Genomic DNA, 17,601 nt, shown 5'->3' on the forward strand with positions numbered 1-17,601 from the left:
ATTACACCTCCATGACAAGCAGTTCCGGATCGGCCAGCAACTGCTTGATATAGTTCATAAAGTTTTGTGCCGTAGCGCCGTCGATGATGCGGTGGTCGAAGCTGAGCGACAGCGCCATGACCGGAGCGATGACGATTTCGCCGTTTTTGACGACCGGCTTCTCGCTGATGCGGCCCGTTCCGAGGATCGCCACTTCAGGGAAGTTGATGATCGGCGTAAAGAACATGCCGCCGGCGGAGCCGATATTCGTAATCGTAAGCGTGGAGCCCTTCAGCTCGCTCGGACCGAGCTTGCCTTCGCGGCCTCGTACCGCAAGGTCCTTGATCGCGGCGGCAATGGTCCAAATATTTTTGCGGTCCGCGTCCTGGATGACCGGTACGATCAAACCATTGTCCGTATCCGTCGCGATGCCGATATGGTAGTACTTTTTGTAGACGATTTCCTGCTTCTCTTCGTCGATCATGGCGTTCATCGCCGGGAATTGACGGGCTGCCGCCACCAATGCCTTCACGATGAAAGGCAGGTAAGTCAGCTTGACGCCCTTCTTCTCGGCAACCGGCTTCGCTTTTTCGCGCAGCGCGACGAGACGGGTCACGTCGACTTCGTCCATCAGAGTCACGTGCGGAGCGGTATAAGCGCTCTTGACCATCGCATTCGCGATCGCCTTGCGGATACCCTTCAGCGGTACGCGCTCTTCCTCGCGGTCGCCGCTGATCGGCGCTGCTGCCGAAGGCGCCGCCGCACTTGCTGCCGGAGCCGCTGCCACCGGAGCTTCAGCCGCTTTCGGTGCAGCGCCCGGCGTGAAGCCAAGCACGTCCTCGCGCGTCACGCGTCCGTTCTTGCCTGTCGCGGTAACCTCCGCGATGTTGACGCCCTTCTCACGCGCCAACTTGCGCACGCTCGGCGTCGCGAGCACTGCGCGCTCGCCGCCTGCCGCTTGGGCACCGCTGGCCATCGGCGTATCCAGCTTCGAGGCGTTCACGTTCACCGCTACGGCGCCGCCAACCGCGCACTCGGCGTCTGCGTCGCTTTGCGCTGCCGCCGGAGTCGCCGCCTGCGCAGCGCTCGGCGCTTCGCCGTGGCCATGGGCCTGCTGCGGCACCTCGCCGGTTACTTCGATGACAGCGATCACGTCGCCGATCGTACATACCGTACCTTCGGAGACCTTGAGCTCAATGATTTTCCCTTCTACCGGAGAAGGTACTTCCACCGTCGATTTATCGTTCTGAACGTCCATCAGGATCGTTTCGTCATTTACCGTATCGCCGGGTTTTACGTGCCATTTCACGATCTCGCCTTCGTGGATGCCCTCGCCCAGCTCGGGAAAGCGGTATTCAAAGTTTGCCATCGGTCGCTCACCGTCCTTGCGTCATAGTAAAATATTAGAAATCCAATACTTGATTCAGGCCTTTGACGATACGGGCCGGATTCGGAAGCCATTGATCTTCGACCTGTGCAAAAGGATACACCGTATCCGGAGGCGCTACGCGCAGCACCGGCGCTTCGAGATGCAGAATCGCCTTCTCGTTGATTTGCGCGATTACTTCCGCCGCAATGCCTGCCGTTTTTTGCGCTTCCTGCACGACGATCGCACGGTTCGTTTTCTTGATCGACTCGACGATCGTGTCGATGTCCAGCGGTATCAGCGTGCGCAGGTCGATGACTTCGACTTTCGCGCCGCGCGTTTTCTCGATCTCCTCGGCCGCTTTAAGCGAAGTGTGTACCATAGCGCCATACGTAATGATCGTGACGTCCGAGCCTTCGCGAACGACGTTCGCCTTGCCGATCGGCACCGTATATTCGCCTTCCGGAACTTCCGCGCGGAACGAACGGTACAAGTTCAGATGCTCCATGAAGAACACGGGATCGTTGTCACGAATTGCCGAAATGAGCAGCCCTTTCGCATCGTACGGGTTGGAAGGCACGACAACTTTAATCCCCGGCGTTTGCACCATCAGCCCTTCCAGCGAGTCGGTGTGTAGCTCTGCCGCTTTAACGCCGCCGCCAAAAGGCGTGCGGATCGTAATTGGCGCATTGTAACGGCCGCCGGAACGATAGCGCATGCGCGCCGCCTGTACGGCGATTTGATCGAACGCTTCAAAAATAAAGCCGACAAACTGGATTTCCATGATCGGACGGAAGCCTTGAATCGCCATCCCGACCGCCATCCCGCCGATCGCGGATTCCGCAAGCGGCGTATCGAATACGCGCTTCTCCCCAAATTCGGCCTGCAGACCTTCCGTTGCGCGGAATACGCCACCGACCTTACCTACGTCTTCCCCGAATATGACCACGTTCGGATCGCGCTGGAGCTCGACTCGCATCGCGTCCTTGATCGCTTGAATCATTGTCATTTGAGCCATGGCTGAAAGTTCCTCCCCTTTTACGCTAAGTAATCCGCTTTTTGCTCTTCCAAATGCTGCGGCGTCGTTTCGAACATGCTGTCGATCAAGCCCGGCACCGTCATTTTTTCCGTTTCTTCGGCCTTCTTGATCTGCTCGGCGACGGTGTTTTTCGCATCCTCGACGACTTTGGCTTCTTCCTCTTCGGTCCAAAGGCCTTTGGAGACGAGATAGTTGCGGAAGCGGTTCAGCGGATCCTTAAGCTCCCATTCAGCCGTTTCTTCTTTCGTGCGGTATTTGGACGGGTCGTCCCCAGACATGGAGTGCGGCAGGAAACGGTAAGTTATCGCCTCGATGAGCGTCGCTCCTTCACCCTTGCGGCCGCGCTCTGCTGCGTCTTGAACAGCTTTGACCACTGCGAGCACGTCCATCCCGTCTACTTGTACGCCTTCGATTCCGGCAGCAACCGCTTTGTGCGCTACAGAAAGCGCAGCCGTTTGCTTGGAGAACGGCGTCGTAATCGCGTAGCCGTTATTTTGCACCATGAAAATCGACGGCAGCTTGAACGCCCCCGCGAAGTTCAGCGCTTCGTAGAAATCGCCCTCGGACGAACCACCGTCACCGGTGTACGTAATGGAAACGCGCTGCTCACCACGTTGCTTGAACGCCATCGCCACGCCCATCGCATGCAAATATTGCGCGCCGATGATGATTTGCGGCATGAGGACGTGCACGTCTTGCGGAATTTGTCCGCCATGCTGATGTCCGCGCGAATAAAGGAACGCTTGGTACATCGGCAGACCGTGCCATACGATTTGCGGCATGTCGCGGTAGCCCGGGCAGATGAAATCGTCTTTGTTCAGCGCGAATTCGCTGCCGACCATCGTCGCTTCCTGGCCGGAAACCGGCGCATAAAATCCGAGACGTCCTTGACGCGTCAAATTGACAGCGCGCTGGTCCCACGTACGCGTGAATACCATGCGGCGCATTAATTCTTTCAATTGGTCATCCGTCAGATTCGGCATAGCTTCGGGATTCGTAACGGTACCGTCGGTGCCCAGAACGGACAACGGCTGTACTTCCTGTACGCCCACAACATAAGGCTTGCTCATTTCCATATTCACCTCAGCGATAGATTTTGAAGGGATGTCGAAATTGGGGTGTTTCTGTTATAGTATTATAATAAACCTGTTTTAGTGAATTGCACAAGAACATACTTGTAAAATATGATTTCTTTTCGATTAGACGTATATAACAGTTTACAAAAAATAATAATACAGATTAATAAAATACATAAAACTATTATAATACAATGGGAGGTTTTACCCTTGGACGACAGCTTGTACTACAAGCGTACCATCGTAAAAGAAACCGTATTTTCACACGCTCTCGGGCAGGAAAGATCGCTGCGCGTTTATCTCCCTCCAGGCTACAACGAGCTGTTGTCGTATCCTGTCATCTATTGCCAGGACGGCGAAGATTTTTTTAATTTCGGCCGCATCGCCACGACGATGAACCGGCTTATCTTCGATGACAATGTGGAGCCCGCCATCATCGTCGGGGTGGACGTGGACAAAACGGTTCGCACTTCCGAGTATGCGCCCGAAGGAGAGCTTTTCGGCGCTTACTGCGCGTTTTTTGCTGAGGAGCTGATCCCGTTCATACAAGTTCGTTACCCGGTCCGCGCCGATTTGAACGAGCGGGTCTTAGCCGGCGATTCCCTCGGGGGCACCGTATCGTTACATCTTGCCTTAGATTATCGTAGCCTTTTTTGCCAAGTTATATCCTTGTCCGGCGCATTTTTACAATCGACGCGGGAGCGGATCGAAGCCGAGGACGACTTGTCATGGCTGAAGCTGTCCATGGTCATCGGGCTCGACGAGACGGAAGTGGCGACGGAGCGCGGATCATTCGATTTCGTCGAAGCGAGCCGCAAAACAAAACAGCTCCTCGTCACGAGAAGCTGTTCGCTGCATTATGAAGAAAAGCCGGGAAAACACATTTGGGGCTTCTGGCAAAATGAATTGCCTGGCATGCTGAAACAATTTTTGACTTGAATCGGTAACAAAACCTCTTATTCGCCGGATTCCTCCCCGCGAATGCCGTAACGCTCGCGGAGCAGGGCTGCCATTTCCCGCACCCGGGAAGCTTCCGGGACCCACAGTCCCGCAGACGCCCGCTCCATCCCTTCAGGAGTTTGCCGCTCGCGCACGACCCGTTTCACCGCCTCCATGAATTTGAGCGCAGCGCCCTCGCCCAGATCGGTCAGCTCTTCCAGGCTGGCCATGCTGTCGGCCGTCACCCGCGGAAAATCGAGATCCTGCGCGCTGGCTGAAGCCCGTTCGTAAAACTCGCGCGCTTGCCGCGCCTTCTCCGCCCCGGCCCCCTCGGCAATAACGAACGCCTGCACGACGTACGCATGGGCTTGCCGCCGCTGGGCGATGCCGCAAAATTTGCGGCCCCCGATACTCAGATCGTAATCTCCGGGACAGTAAGCCCCTTCAATCTCCCCTTTGCGCACTTCGCATCCGGTCGCTTGAAGCGCCAGCCGGATTAGCTCGAACATCCGTTCGAAGTCGTCACGGAAGTCGATTTCCCCGGCCCGGCGCTTCGGCATGATGAGCGACACGTTGACGACGCCCAGATCAAGCGGCACCGCCGCGCCGCCCGAATTGCGGACCGCGACGTTGTAGCCTTGCGCCTCCAGATACCGGGCCGCTTCCGCCGTGCCAGGCAGCCGGCTATCACGCAGCCCCATAACGAACGCGCGCGGGTGACGCCACAGGTGGCATAGCGGCGCTCCGCCTTCGCCCACATGCTTGCACAGCAGCTCCTCCAGCGCAAACGGATACAGCACGTCCTGCTCCGTTACGTCTTGCGAACGGTCCAGCAGCAGCAGATCTGAAAGCCCGTTCTTCTGCGGCTGCGTCATCTCTTCCTTGTCCATAGCGGCTAACCCGCTCCTTTCCTTATTCCGCTTCGCAGGCTCGTCTAAACTACCCCCATTCTAAAAGGGTCTGGCGGCCGTTGCAAGTCCCCGGCTTTACCGCTCCCTGTACGCATAAGGCAAAGGCCCGGTTTCTCTGCCACGGCTGCAAAAAGCAAAAAACTCGATTACCCTGGACTGCGGGAAGCCGAGTTTTTTCATATGTTATCATCGCCGCGGCGCTACGACTGCTCTTCGAGCCCTTCGATTTTCGCTTGGCCCCACGGGGCGACTTTCATATGCACGATTAACCGGCTGGCCTTATCCTCAAGCGATTTGCCGGTCCCTTCGGGAACGTAGTATTTTTCGACTCCATATTTGACGAAAATCTCTTCCCTCCAACTATTGTCGATCCGGCCTTTCAACACGACCTCTCCTTCCTGCGCCGCAGGCTTCGAGCCATATACAGCCACTGGCTGGGCAATGCCGTCCGCACCCGGCTTCAAAACCACGTAGACCGGCTGGCCGCTCTCCGGCTTCCGTGCCGCGTCTTTCCACAGCGACGGGTCGAGACGGCTGATGTCATAGCCAAGGGTCACGTAATCGCCGTACAGCAAATCGCGCGGGTCCACCGGCACCGTTCGGACGCGGATGTCCTTTCCAAACCAGCTGACCGCATAGAAGGAAAGGGCGATTCCGATCAGCACAAGCGCCTGGAGCAGGACGACGCCTGTCGTAAGCAGCGAACGCCGGCTGCCGCCGGTCACAGCTTTGTCAGACATGTCCGTTCCCCTCCTTCGTATCGTGGAAAAACCGTTTTTTTCGCCGGTTCAGGAACCAGCTGAGGCCGATCAGGATACAGCCCCCGAGAATGAAAAACAGCGATTTGTCCATAAAGTCCCACGTCAACTTGCCGTAAGCCACCATTGTGCTGCAGATAAACAAAACCGTCCCGAAGTTGATCTTGAACCGCCATTCCTCGGCATAGCCGCGCCACAGCACGTATAGCGAGAAGAAAAACATCGCCAGTAGGTACAAAACGTCGACGCCGGAAGGCAAGTAAACGAACGGAGCGAGCAAAATCCATTCGAAGGCGCTGGACGTCCGGCCGTTTCGCAGCTTGCCGGCCAGCGAGACGGCAAAGAGAAGGATAAGCGCCCCGAAGTAATAGAGCGGTTCGGCAAGCAGCCTGCCGTCATCGACGGCCCCTCTTTCATGTCCGATCATCACCATCACGACCCCGAAAATAAATGCTGCGGCAAGCGGAGCCGTCTGCAGCGCATAGCCTCCATGTCGTTCGTCCTTCAGCCAATCGCCGAGGACGTAAAGCGCCATGGCCGGAATAAGCATCCAGAGGAACGGCACGTCCGAGGCGATCGCCCACATCAACGCCTGCACCGTAACACTGAAGCTGAAGCACCAGATCAGCAGCGGATGACGCCTTTTCCAGCCGTAAAACCCGAGACTGGCAGCCAGAAGCGCGAATGCGGTATAGCTGAAGTTATCGAATTCCGCTACGCTGTACCATTGGGCGATATCAAAGAGAAGCAGACTTATTAAGTACAAGTATCGGCTGCGGTATATAAAGGTCGCAACCATTCCCGCGCACGCCCACAAAATAAACGTTCCCGCGTTGTAAGCGACCAAGTGAAACATTTGGCCGATCAACACGATGCCTCCACCGAAGCTGACGACTCCAAGGCTGACAAGCGCAACGCCCAGCTTATCGTGGCCGCGCCGCAGCGCCAGCTCGCCTCCGGCATAAAAGCCGATCATCAGCAGCGCGATCATGGCAAGGCGGACAAGCTGCGGGATATCCTGCCAGTTGGCTGCTATAAAACTGAGAATGCCCAGTCCGACCAATATGCTTCCGAGAATCGGCAGCAGACCGACGGCATAATTTTTCGTTTCGTACATGTTTAGAAGCTGATCTGCCTGCTCGCGGGTAACGATGCCCCGCTCCACCCAAATTGGAGTTTCTTTCTCCAACCATTTTCGGCTCATCGGAATGCACCCCTTTGTTTGCGTAAAATCTTGTGCAAGTTGTTGATACCTCAAGTATATCCCGCCCGAGAGGAAAAAGAAGTACTAACTTCCGCTAGTACTTCGAACGTTCGTTCCCAGACTAGCACAAAACTAAGGATTTTTCCGATGCTAATTCCATTCCTTACGCATATTTTATTTTTACAAACGGTCCGATATAATGGTAGAATAGCTATTTTGAACCACACACCGGAGGGCTCCAGCCAAACCCTAGCTTACGCAATATTTGCAAGATCGTTCTTTATGAAGATCGTCTCCATCGATAAAAACACACTGCCAAAAGGTGATGACATTGAACTTGCTCCACCAGTTGCTGTTAAACATGCTTATCGTGATTACGCCGGTCATGCTGTATCATCTGTTTTGGATTGATCGTCTTCTGCATGTGAACGTGCGTACGAACCAGATCATCGTTACCGTCATCTGCGCGGTCGCCTCTTTGGTCAGCATGATGCATCCGTTCGAGCTCTCTCCCGGATATTTGTTCGATTTCCGCTTGATTCCGCTCGCTCTGTGCTTTTTTTATGCCGGACCTTTGCCGGCTCTCGGCGTAGCCGCTATTATTTTGAGCTACCACTGGAAGTCGGAAGGATATGGCATGTATTCGCTGGCGATTTCCCTCGGCTTCAATCTCATTCTGTTGTGGTACTTTAAACGCCGGATCGCCGATGCGGCCCGGCTTCTCAGTACCGCGACCGCGGCCGGACTCGGATTCGTTTTGTCATTGATTACGGCATTTGTCGCCTTGTTCTCCATGTGGCTGGAGCACATACCAGTTACCGGATACTTCTTCCTGTTTTTTGCTTTGTTCAGCCTTATCCATTCGTTTACCGCCGTACTTGTCGTCTATATCATCAGGCAGATCAAGCGAAATATCGAATTGCGCAAGCAACTGCAGTATAACAATAAAATGAATATGCTGAGCGAGCTGGCAGCCTCCTTCGCCCACGAAATCCGCAATCCGATGACCGTCGCCCGCGGTTTCGTGCAAATGATGCGTCAAAACGACTTGGCGGAAGACAAGCGGCTAATTTACAGTCAGATGGTCTTGCAAGAAGTCGATAAAGCGCAGGCGATCATTAACGATTACTTATCTTTCGCCAAGCCCCAGTTAGAAGAGATCGAACTGCTGGACGCCAAGCCGCTTATTTTACAGACGATCCAAACGCTGCAGTCGTACGCCGACCTTCGGGGCGTATCGGTGGAAATGAATCTGCAGAACAAGCTGATGATCAGTGCCAATCCGGATAAGTTCGCGCAATGCATCATGCATTTGTGCAAAAACGGCATTGAAGCGATGCCCGGCGGAGGGAAGCTGCAAATCGTCGGCATCCTGCAAAATCAGACGGTATGCATCGACATTATCGATCAGGGGATCGGCATGACGCAGGATGAAGTCGGGCGGCTCGGCACGCCGTTTTATTCCATCCGCGGCAAAGGGACCGGCCTTGGCATGATGGTCACCTACCGTGCCATTCAAAACATTCATGGCCGGATTGACGTGACGAGCGAAGTGGGCAAAGGCACCTGCTTCTCGATTTTGATCCCATCACTTCACTCCTCCACTTATCATTAACCACAATGAAAAAAGGCTGAGTCTTCGCCGTACATCTCGCGAAAACGCAGCCTCCCGCAATATCCTCCAATTAATCCTCGCGTGATCAGTTCTACTTTTTAGAGCTGTCAGCCAAAATATCCATCACTCCCTTAAAAAGCGGGATCGCCCTATGGCTGCCTCCTTCCGGGACGTTCTGGACGAGCACCGCGGCGGCATAGCGAGGCTGTTCCGCAGGACCGTAGCCGATAAACCAATGATTCTCGCCTGGCCTTCCGCTTTTTAACCTAACCTGTGCCGTCCCCGATTTCCCGGCCAAGCTCCATTTCGCCGACCGCAACGCCTTCCCGGTGCCGTGCTCCACCGTCTCGGCCATCCAACCCAGCAGCCGCTTCGCCGTCGTCGGCTTGATCGGTTTAGCAGCCTGCTCGAGCTCATGAGGCGAGAACGACTGGTATAACCGATCGTTCCGGAACCGGATTTCCCGCACGATTCGCGGCGATGCTACCTTCCCTTGATTATACAACGCCACGATCAAGTTAGCGGCTTGCAGCGGCGTCATTAACACGTCACGCTGGCCGATGGCCGTCTGTACCAGCACCCCTTCGTCCGACTTGTCCGATGCAGCGGCATAGATTTGCCCCTGTTCCTCGGCATCCCATTGCCGAAAGCCTTTTCGGTGCGGCACGTCTCCGCTCCAGCCGACGGACATTTCCAGCCCGAGCCTGTGCGCGTAAGCCTCCAGCTTGTCTCCCCCAAGCCGCTGCGCCACCTTCGCAAACACGATATTGCACGATTGGGCGAAGCCTTCTTCCAACGTAAGCTTACCGTGACCTTCCTTCTTCCAGCAGGTAAAGCCGTATTTTCCAAGCGCGCCTGTGCAATCGAACGTTTCGTCCGCTTTCACCGCCTTTTCTTCCAAAGCAGCGGCGGCAGTCACGGTTTTAAAAATCGATCCGGGGGCGACCGCTTTTAATGCCTTGTTGCTCCAGTTTCCTTGGGCCAGATCGATATGCTCCGGGTGGAACGCGGGCGTACTGGCCATCGCGATCGTATCCCCATTTCGAATATCCAAAACGACGACAGCGCCTTCCGTCACATGCAAGCGCTCCAAGGTCCGTTCGACTTGCTGCTGTATCCCGGAGTCGAGTGTCGTGACGACTTTAAGCGGATAATACGGGTTGCTCGGAGTGATTTGGCGCGTATCGAGTCCGGGCAGCGGACGCTTCAAGCCGTCGGTAAAAAGCGAGACGGAGGACGGCCCGATGCCCTGCAGCCAAGGCTCAAACGTTTTTTCCAGCCCGGAATTGCCGATTTTGCTCGTGAGCTGCAGCTCCCCCTTATGGATTTGGTCGGTGAACTGCCTCGTTATCCGCTCGGGATTTTGCCCGATGAAGCCAAGCGCCTGACTTGCGGACTGCCGCTCGGCGTAGCGCTGCTTGAAGATCATCGCTCGGACGGATTTCAGACCTAAAGCCTCGATCTTGGAAGCCTGAGCGTCGGTCAAAGGTACCGGACGGCCGGACACGGACCAAATGGCAGGACCTTTCAACTGGCGGACAAAGGGCTGCCAAGCGGAAAGCGGAGCGTTTACGATGCTTGCCACCCGGTCCATCGCAGCAGCCGTATCGTTCCCCGCAGACTCTTCTTCACGGATAGGGAAAACGACCAAAACCTTCTGCGCCGTTCCTGTCAAAGGGACGCCGTTTCGGTCCGTAAAGTCGCCCCGCCCGCTGTCGAGCACAAGACCTTGAGCCCGCTGAATGACCGAGTTTTCCACCAAGTCGATCTTTCGTTCCGTCAAGCTGCGGGAGGCCGCCACTTGAATCCAGAACAACCGTAAATTCCAAGCGGCCAAAACCCCGATGACCAGCAGCAATACGATAAAAATCCGGTTCTTTTGCAGCTTTGTTCCGTTGTCCATCCCAAGCACCTGCCAGCACCTTGTATGATGATACAAGTATAGTCAGGAACCGCCCTCTGCAAACGATCCAAACAAAAAGCGCCTTCCCCAATGGAGAAGACGCCGCGCAGACCTGCCTTAAATTTGGAATTTCGACAGCTGTTCCTTCAACGAGTTCGACAGATCTTCGAGACTCTCGGACAGCTTCACAAGACCGGAGCTGATGTTCATTTGCTCTGAGCTCAAGGATGCCACCTCTTGCGAAGTCGCGGATGATTCTTCGGCCACCGCGCTGACGTTGGACATCGCATCGCTCAGCACCATCTGCGACGCTTCAAGCTCGCTGATCGATTCCGTTACTTCGGACAATCGTTCAATGAATTCGCCCATCTGCGAATCAACTTGCTTAAAGATCGAATCGGCTTCTTTCACGGATTCGATTTGCTCCTGGAAAATCGGGTAAGCCTGAGAAAGCACGTTCACCGTCTCGTCAATTTCCTTCTGAATCGTTTCGGTAATTTGGCCGACAATCGCGATCGATTGTCTGGATTGGTCGGCCAGCTTGCGGATTTCGTCCGCGACGACCATGAAACCTTTCCCCGCCGCACCGGCCCGGGCCGCTTCAATTGTAGCATTCAACGACAAAATGTTCGTTTGCTTCGTCATGTTGTTGAGCACGTCCAAAATTTTGCGAATGGAGCGGGTGCTTTCCTTCAGATTATCGACCTTCTCCACCATCGAACGGGTCATCGCTTCCGTTGCGTTCGTTTTGCCGATCAGCTCGGACATATATTCGATTCCTTGCTTACTCGACGCTTGAACTTCCGAAGCTGCGGAGCCCATGACGATGTTGGCGTCGACCACGCTTTTCATCTGCATGCCGATATTGTGAGTCAGCTCGTTGCCGCGTTCGGATTCCATGGCCAAGCTGGATGCGCCGCTGGCGATCTCTTCCGTAGCGACGGCGATTTCCTTAGCCGATGTAGCCGTTTTCTTCGAAGCGTCCGACAAGCTCAACGCCGTTTGCAGCACCTCGTTAGCGGAATGATTCGTCTGCTGCCCCAGTGTCGTAATTTTTTCCATCATCTGGTTGAAGCTTTGACCAAGCTGCCCGATCTCGTCTCGGCTCGTGACGGTCATTCGCACCTTCAGATTGCCTTGCTCTCCTTCTTTCATCAAGTTGCTGAGCTGAGCGACGGGACGGCCGATCATTCGTACGATGAAATATCCGATGACAACGGCGATAATCATTGCCACAAAGGCCATCAGCCAAGTCATGCCGAAGATGATGCCCGCATCCTTCACAAGCTCCGCCACCGGCATCGCGCCGACCAAGAGCCAGTTTGTTTTGGTCGATTTGAAATAAACGAGCTGCATGTCCCGGCTGCTGTTTTGCAGCTTTCCTTTGTCTTCGGCAAAAGCTTCCTTCGTTACCCCAAAATCGCTCGGCTTGCCGATCACCGCAGCGTCCTGGTTATAGATGTAATTCATGTCCGGTGTGACGATGACCGTTTTACCGCCTTCGCCCATCGAGATTTGGCTGAGTTCCTTACCGACCGCTTCCAGGTTGATTTCCAACAGAAGCACGGACTGTACGGCATTGGTCGTCGTGTTCTTCAGTACGCGGCCCAGACCGAACGAAGCTGTGCCCGAATTGCCGAGCGAATCCGAATAGCCCTTCGCTCTGGACTCCAGCCAAGTCGCTTTACCGTTCCCTTCAACGATCTTCTTGAACCAATCTTCCTGCGCCAGACTTTCCTTATTCATCGCTGCTCCGGCCGAAGCTATCGGCTCTCCGCTTGCTTTAAACAAATAGATCGACTTCAGCGTTTTGTTCGAGTACGAATAAACGTTCAACTTGTCGCCAAGCTTCTGCCGGAACTGGAGAAAATCGTAGCTGTTTTTATTGACGTTATCCATATCCGCAATCAGCTTTTTCAAATCTTCGTCCAACAAAATTTGCATCGACAAGTCTTCGTAGGTGGCGTAAAGCAGATCGAGCTTTTGCCCGGCTTGCGTAATCGTGCCTTCCGACGCATCGGCCACCTTTTTCTGAATAACTCCTTTGGAGATGTTATAAGAAGTCAGACCTACGGTCAACACGAAAAACAAGATGCTGATAAAAAAGATAAGGAACAGCTTGCCCCCTACCGACCTCAACAAGTTCATAAGACCTACTTTTTTCAGTGAATCCACGACTTTAGAATCATGCGAACCTTCGGGACGATTCGGATCAGACGAATTGGGAAGCCCCTTTTTCAACGATTTGCCGGCTTTTTGCAGGCTGGCTTTAAGTGAAGACCATTGATCCTTCACAGGAAACACCACCTAAATATGTAATAGTTTGTTAAGTGTGCAAGAATTTAACCGGATAATCTTGGCATTCGACATGAACTATCAAAATCCCTTTAGTTCATCGGGTTGCGATCGAAAAAATATTCGTTCCACCGCCTCAATTCATAATCGCCTTACGAAATATATAAATTTTTCATTAATAAAAAAAGAGTATCTTTATCTATATCGGGACCAAGTAGGTAAAATGTTATAGATATTTTAACAAAAAACACGACTACATGACCGAAGGCGCATACTCAGGCCATTTGACCTAATCTTAGCGCCGGGATCATACTGCGAACGCCAAAAAGCCCCGTCCCTAGGGGACGGAGCGTCATCAAGCGGCGGTTATGCCGCGGCCATTTACGAATTTCTCATTTTTTTGCGCATCATATCAAACGGACGGACCGGCTGCTCCACCTTCATCCGGATAAGCTGCAGCGGATGCCGCGCAGCGTCGAGCGCTTTGCCCTCTTCATCCTGCAGTTCGCACACCGCCTGCCTGAAGAACGTGCCCTTCGGACCGAAGAACTCCACTTCCTGCCCCGGCTTAAAATGGTTCCGCTGCTGGATGAGCGCGGTCTGCGCTGCTTCGTCGTACTCCATCACAACGCCGACAAAGTCGTACGGAGCCGCTTTGTCCTCGGGCTCGAAGATGTGGTCCTCATGACCCGGACGGTCGTAGAAAAAACCGGTATTGATCGGACGGTTAGCCGCCTTCTGAATTTCGTACAGCCACTCCGGCTTCATCTCGTAATGCTCCGGATCGGCAAAATACGCATCGATCGCCTGACGGTACGCATTGACGACCGTAGCCACGTAGTGAACGCTCTTCATACGGCCTTCGATTTTGAAGCTGTCGACGCCGGCGCGAATCAGCTCGGGAACATACTCGATCATGCACAGATCCTTTGAGCTCATCGAGAACGGATTGTCGCCCGCTTGGAACAGCGGAATTTCCTTGATGCCGATCTGCGGTCCGTTCTGCTCTTCCTCGGTCGTAAACAGATCATATTTCCAGCGACAGGACTGTGAACAGCCGCCGCGGTTCGAGTCGCGATCCGTAAAATGGTTCGACAGCACGCACCGTCCCGAATAGGAGCTGCACATCGCCCCATGGACGAAAACTTCGATCTCCATATCGACGTGCGTCTTGATCTCGACGATTTCTTCCATAGTTGCCTCGCGGGCAAGCACGACCCGGTCGATGCCTTCTTCTTTCCAGAACTGCACGGCCTGCCGGTTCATCGTGGACTGCTGGGTGCTCAGGTGAATTTCCAGCTTCGGAGCCGCTCGCTTGCACGTCTCGATAATAATCGGGTCCGCCACAATGATCGCATGCACGCCCGCATCCTGAATGCCGCGAAGATAGTCTTCTAGGCCCGACAAATCTTCATTGTGGGCATAAATATTCGTAGCGACGAATACTTTGGCGCCGTATTTCTCCGCAAACTCGACCCCTTCCCGCATTTCCTCGAAGGTGAAGTTGTCCGCGTTCGACCTGAGCCCGTATTGCTGCCCGCCGATATATACCGCATCCGCCCCGTAATGAACGGCGAACTTCAGCTTTTCCAAGCTGCCGGCCGGCGCGAGCAGCTCGGGCTTCTCAAACCGCACTCGCTTGCCGAGCAGCTCTTGCTTCAACAATGTCATGGTATTCCACCTCGCTTGTATTTCGAATTAGGTTAATAAACCTGCTCTTTGAAAAAGAATCCGTACGTCAGCTCGCGCCGTTCGTCCTGCAGCGCGCGGATGGCATCCAGCCATTCCTCTTGAAACTCGTAGCCGTCCGGATTCGCCATATACGCGTCTATCGCTTGCCGGTAACCGCGAACAACCACTTCATTGTACTCCGGCGACTTCAGCAACGCCTCCAGTTTGAAGCTGTCAATGCCGCCTTCCATCAGCTCGTGCAGGCTATCCAGCACACAGATGTCATCCGAGCTCATAATATGCGTGCCGTTCGCATCCTCGTAGATCGGATATCGCTCGTTCGGCCGCTCCTGCTCGATCAGGAACAAGCCTTCCTCTTTATCGAGCTCCAGCCTTTCAAGCTCTTGAGGACGCCCTTGATGCTCCTTGTAATTGGTTAGCAGGCTCCGCTTCGAATGATATATATTTGTGATGCCGTGCACCTGCACTTCGACTTCCATCGAACCGTCAAGCTGCCGCGCAATTTCCAGCGTCTCCTCCAGATTCAGCTCGCGGGCCAGCACCATGCGGGCCGCGCCTTTGCTTGCCCAATATTTCGCCGTCGCGTAGTTGGTAGAGGTCATCTCCGCGTTCCAGTGCAAACGCATGCCGGGTGCGAAGCTGCGAACCGCCAGCAGCACAGCCGGATCGCCGAAGACGATGCCGTCGACGCCCAATTGCTGCAATTGGCCCACATACTTCTCCAGCTCGGGCAGCAATTCGTTGTCCATAATATTATTCACGGCTGCATACACTTTCGCTCCGTGATCATGCGCCCATGCAGCAAGCGATGCCAGCTCTTCCCCCGTCACTTCCCCCGGAAGCCGCAAGCCGAACCGGTGCTCGCCTACGAGGACCGCGTCCGCCCCTGCCGCAATATACTTCTTCGCTTCTTCGGATGATCCGGCCGAAATCAACAGTTCCGGTTTTTTCATCTGTCTGCTCACCTTCTCCTCACATTGTATAGCTACGGCTTGGCGCTTTTGGCGCTCTCCGCGATATTCTTCTTATGCTGTTCGAACGTCTCCGCAAACAAATGCGCCTTGGTTCCGTCCTTCTTCGTTACATAAAACAAATATTTGGTATCTACCGGATAAATCGCCGCTTTGATCGAGGCGAGGCTCGGACTTGCAATCGGTCCGGGCGGCAGCCCTTTATTCAAATACGTATTATAAGGACTTTGAATCTGCAAATCCTTCTCAAACAGCCGTTCCTTCGACTTGTCGAACAAATACTGTACGGTCGCATCGATTTGCAAAGGCATGCCTTGCTTTAAGCGGTTATGAATAACGCCGCTGACGAGCGCTCGCTCGTCTTCGACAACAACCTCGCGCTCGATGAGCGAGGCCAGCGTCAGCATCTGATGCACGGTCAAGCCGCGCTGGGCCAATGTCTGCTTCCAATCCTGCGGCAGCTGTCCGAGCTTCTTGTCGAGCTCTTGCGTCATCGTCTCGATCATCTCTTGCGGACTCGTACCCTTTTTCCATTCGTACGTTTCCGGGAACAAATACCCTTCGAGACGGGACCGTAAGGACGCGTTGGCCGGAATTTGCGCCGCTGCGGAGCCTTCAGCCCCCTTGTAGCCTTGTACAAGATTCATGAACTGCTGCAAGTTAACGCCTTCCTGCTGCTGCAGCTTTTCCGCAATCTGTCGCACGGTAAAGCCCTCGGGCACCGTCAGACGAATACCGGCTTCCTTAACCGTATCGCCCCGGTTCAGGCGGTCGATAATCTCGTCCGGCGACAGCCCGGGCGTCATGGCGTACTCGCCTGCTTGGAAACGGCCGCCTTCCCGCTTGTATTTCAAATACCACGTAAAGACGCGGGCACTGCGAATAATGCCCTTGCTCTCCAGTTCGGAGGCCAGCTGCCCCGTTCCGACACCCGGCGGCAGCGCGATGCGCTGCTCCGTCTCCGAAGCCGGCATCGGCTGAAGCGAGCGGGTCACATACCACCCAAACCCGGTACCGGCTCCGGCCACCATTGCAACAATTCCTATTGTTCCCCAAATCCATACCCGTTTCACAGCGCCGCTCCTTTTAAATCTCTGCAAACAAACGAAAAAGAGCGGATCATCTCCGCTCAAGCTTCCTTAAGAAAAAAGTTGTACATTACAACTGTTCGTCAGCCGGAAAAGTCAACTCGTCGAAAAGCTCGGAGACGTTTTCCCATTCATCGTCGTCTTCGATCGTTTCAAGCTCAAGCTCCCCGTCATCTTTCCGTGTCACACGGTAAATTTCCGGTTCGTCTTCCTTGCCCGGCTTCGCTTTTTCCAGCATCGCGTACCCTTGATCGCCCAGGATCAATTCGGAAACGATACGATAGACGACGGATTCCTGCTCTTCGTCATACAAAATAATATCATCTCCGAACGTTTCCCGCAACTGACGGGTCGGCGTTGCTTCCATATTCGGGTTCAACGTTCCAGCCTCCTTATGCAAACGGCACGCCCTCCCGGACGGGAGGACGGGCGCCGCCTTACTTGGACGGTTCTTCTTCCTCGTCGTCGAATTCGTCCATCAGCGTGTTGAACGTTTCCTCCACGATATTCCATTCTTCTTCGTCCTCAATCGTGTACAGCTGCAGATCGTCGCCGTCTTCTTCATAGCGGAACGCGTACACTTCGTCGGATTCCTCGTCGGCATCGACAGGAACAACCATCATGTACTTTTTATCCGAGCCGTCCACTTCGAATTTCATGATGACTTCGAACTCTTCTTCGTTGCCTTCTTCATCGGGAATGTAAATAATTTCGGGCTCTTCCTGCAGTTGCTCCTGATTGACATTTTGGTCTTTATCTGTCACC

The 17,601-nt window shown here is 54.3% G+C and carries 15 protein-coding genes; 2 read left to right on the forward strand and 13 right to left on the reverse strand.

Annotation, left to right across the window (positions count from 1 at the left end; translation table 11 throughout):
* Position 1: 1 nt before the first annotated feature.
* Genes BLO51_RS04645 through pdhA form a run of 3 tightly spaced genes read right to left on the reverse strand, consistent with a single transcriptional unit; the run spans position 2 to position 3,454 of the window.
* A complete protein-coding gene (locus BLO51_RS04645) occupies positions 2-1,348 on the reverse strand; it encodes a dihydrolipoamide acetyltransferase family protein (RefSeq protein ID WP_090667483.1) in 1,347 nt (448 codons plus the stop codon).
* A 34-nt stretch (positions 1,349-1,382) separates the two neighbouring features.
* On the reverse strand, positions 1,383-2,363 hold the full coding sequence (locus BLO51_RS04650) for an alpha-ketoacid dehydrogenase subunit beta (RefSeq protein ID WP_090667487.1): 981 nt from the start codon (positions 2,361-2,363) through the stop codon (positions 1,383-1,385).
* A 20-nt stretch (positions 2,364-2,383) separates the two neighbouring features.
* Positions 2,384-3,454 carry a pyruvate dehydrogenase (acetyl-transferring) E1 component subunit alpha gene (pdhA, locus tag BLO51_RS04655; protein WP_090667490.1) on the reverse strand — a complete coding sequence of 357 codons (1,071 nt, stop codon included), beginning with the start codon at positions 3,452-3,454 and terminating at the stop codon, positions 2,384-2,386.
* A gap of 216 nt (positions 3,455-3,670) precedes the next feature.
* On the opposite strand from pdhA, the gene BLO51_RS04660 reads away from it, so the two are divergent.
* Entirely contained in the window at positions 3,671-4,399 is a 729-nt protein-coding gene (locus tag BLO51_RS04660; RefSeq protein WP_090667493.1) for an alpha/beta hydrolase, read from the forward strand.
* A 17-nt stretch (positions 4,400-4,416) separates the two neighbouring features.
* Here the strand turns inward: BLO51_RS04660 and BLO51_RS04665 are convergent, their stop codons facing one another.
* From BLO51_RS04665 to BLO51_RS04675, 3 genes are all read right to left on the reverse strand, one after another.
* On the reverse strand, positions 4,417-5,289 hold the full coding sequence (locus BLO51_RS04665) for a lipoate--protein ligase family protein (protein WP_090667497.1): 873 nt from the start codon (positions 5,287-5,289) through the stop codon (positions 4,417-4,419).
* A 221-nt stretch (positions 5,290-5,510) separates the two neighbouring features.
* Positions 5,511-6,050, reverse strand: coding sequence for a GDYXXLXY domain-containing protein (locus tag BLO51_RS04670; RefSeq protein WP_090667500.1), 540 nt, complete (start codon positions 6,048-6,050; stop codon positions 5,511-5,513).
* Positions 6,043-7,272, reverse strand: a complete 1,230-nt coding sequence (locus BLO51_RS04675) for a DUF2157 domain-containing protein (protein WP_090667504.1) — start codon at positions 7,270-7,272, stop codon at positions 6,043-6,045. The genes BLO51_RS04670 and BLO51_RS04675 overlap by 8 nt, the downstream gene beginning before the upstream one ends.
* Before the next feature lie 325 nt (positions 7,273-7,597).
* Here BLO51_RS04675 and BLO51_RS04680 point away from each other — a divergent pair, with 325 nt between their 5' ends.
* Positions 7,598-8,887: an ATP-binding protein gene (locus BLO51_RS04680; RefSeq protein ID WP_245719531.1), complete on the forward strand. Its 1,290-nt coding sequence runs from the start codon at positions 7,598-7,600 to the stop codon at positions 8,885-8,887.
* Positions 8,888-8,978: 91 nt separating this feature from the next.
* On the opposite strand, the gene BLO51_RS04685 is transcribed toward BLO51_RS04680, so the two are convergent.
* The 7 genes from BLO51_RS04685 to BLO51_RS04715 all read right to left on the reverse strand — a co-directional run bounded on the left by BLO51_RS04685 (position 8,979) and on the right by BLO51_RS04715 (position 17,600).
* Complete coding sequence (locus tag BLO51_RS04685) at positions 8,979-10,790, reverse strand: peptidoglycan D,D-transpeptidase FtsI family protein (protein WP_090667510.1); 1,812 nt, start codon at positions 10,788-10,790, stop codon at positions 8,979-8,981.
* Positions 10,791-10,907: 117 nt separating this feature from the next.
* On the reverse strand, positions 10,908-13,085 hold the full coding sequence (locus BLO51_RS04690; RefSeq protein WP_090667513.1) for a methyl-accepting chemotaxis protein: 2,178 nt from the start codon (positions 13,083-13,085) through the stop codon (positions 10,908-10,910).
* A gap of 381 nt (positions 13,086-13,466) precedes the next feature.
* The gene (locus BLO51_RS04695; RefSeq protein ID WP_090667515.1) at positions 13,467-14,756 is read right to left on the reverse strand and encodes a peptidase U32 family protein; all 1,290 of its coding nucleotides are present in this window, start codon (positions 14,754-14,756) and stop codon (positions 13,467-13,469) included.
* A 32-nt stretch (positions 14,757-14,788) separates the two neighbouring features.
* The gene (locus BLO51_RS04700) at positions 14,789-15,730 is read right to left on the reverse strand and encodes a peptidase U32 family protein (protein WP_090667517.1); all 942 of its coding nucleotides are present in this window, start codon (positions 15,728-15,730) and stop codon (positions 14,789-14,791) included.
* Between the two features lie 32 nt (positions 15,731-15,762).
* Positions 15,763-16,821, reverse strand: coding sequence for an endolytic transglycosylase MltG (mltG, locus tag BLO51_RS04705; protein ID WP_090667519.1), 1,059 nt, complete (start codon positions 16,819-16,821; stop codon positions 15,763-15,765).
* Between the two features lie 85 nt (positions 16,822-16,906).
* On the reverse strand, positions 16,907-17,203 hold the full coding sequence (locus BLO51_RS04710; protein ID WP_036689997.1) for a DUF1292 domain-containing protein: 297 nt from the start codon (positions 17,201-17,203) through the stop codon (positions 16,907-16,909).
* Between the two features lie 70 nt (positions 17,204-17,273).
* The gene (locus BLO51_RS04715; RefSeq protein ID WP_090667521.1) at positions 17,274-17,600 is read right to left on the reverse strand and encodes a DUF1292 domain-containing protein; all 327 of its coding nucleotides are present in this window, start codon (positions 17,598-17,600) and stop codon (positions 17,274-17,276) included.
* Position 17,601: the final 1 nt, after the last annotated feature.

Source organism: Paenibacillus tianmuensis (genome assembly GCF_900100345.1).
In the GTDB taxonomy this organism is placed as follows: domain Bacteria; phylum Bacillota; class Bacilli; order Paenibacillales; family NBRC-103111; genus Paenibacillus_G; species Paenibacillus_G tianmuensis.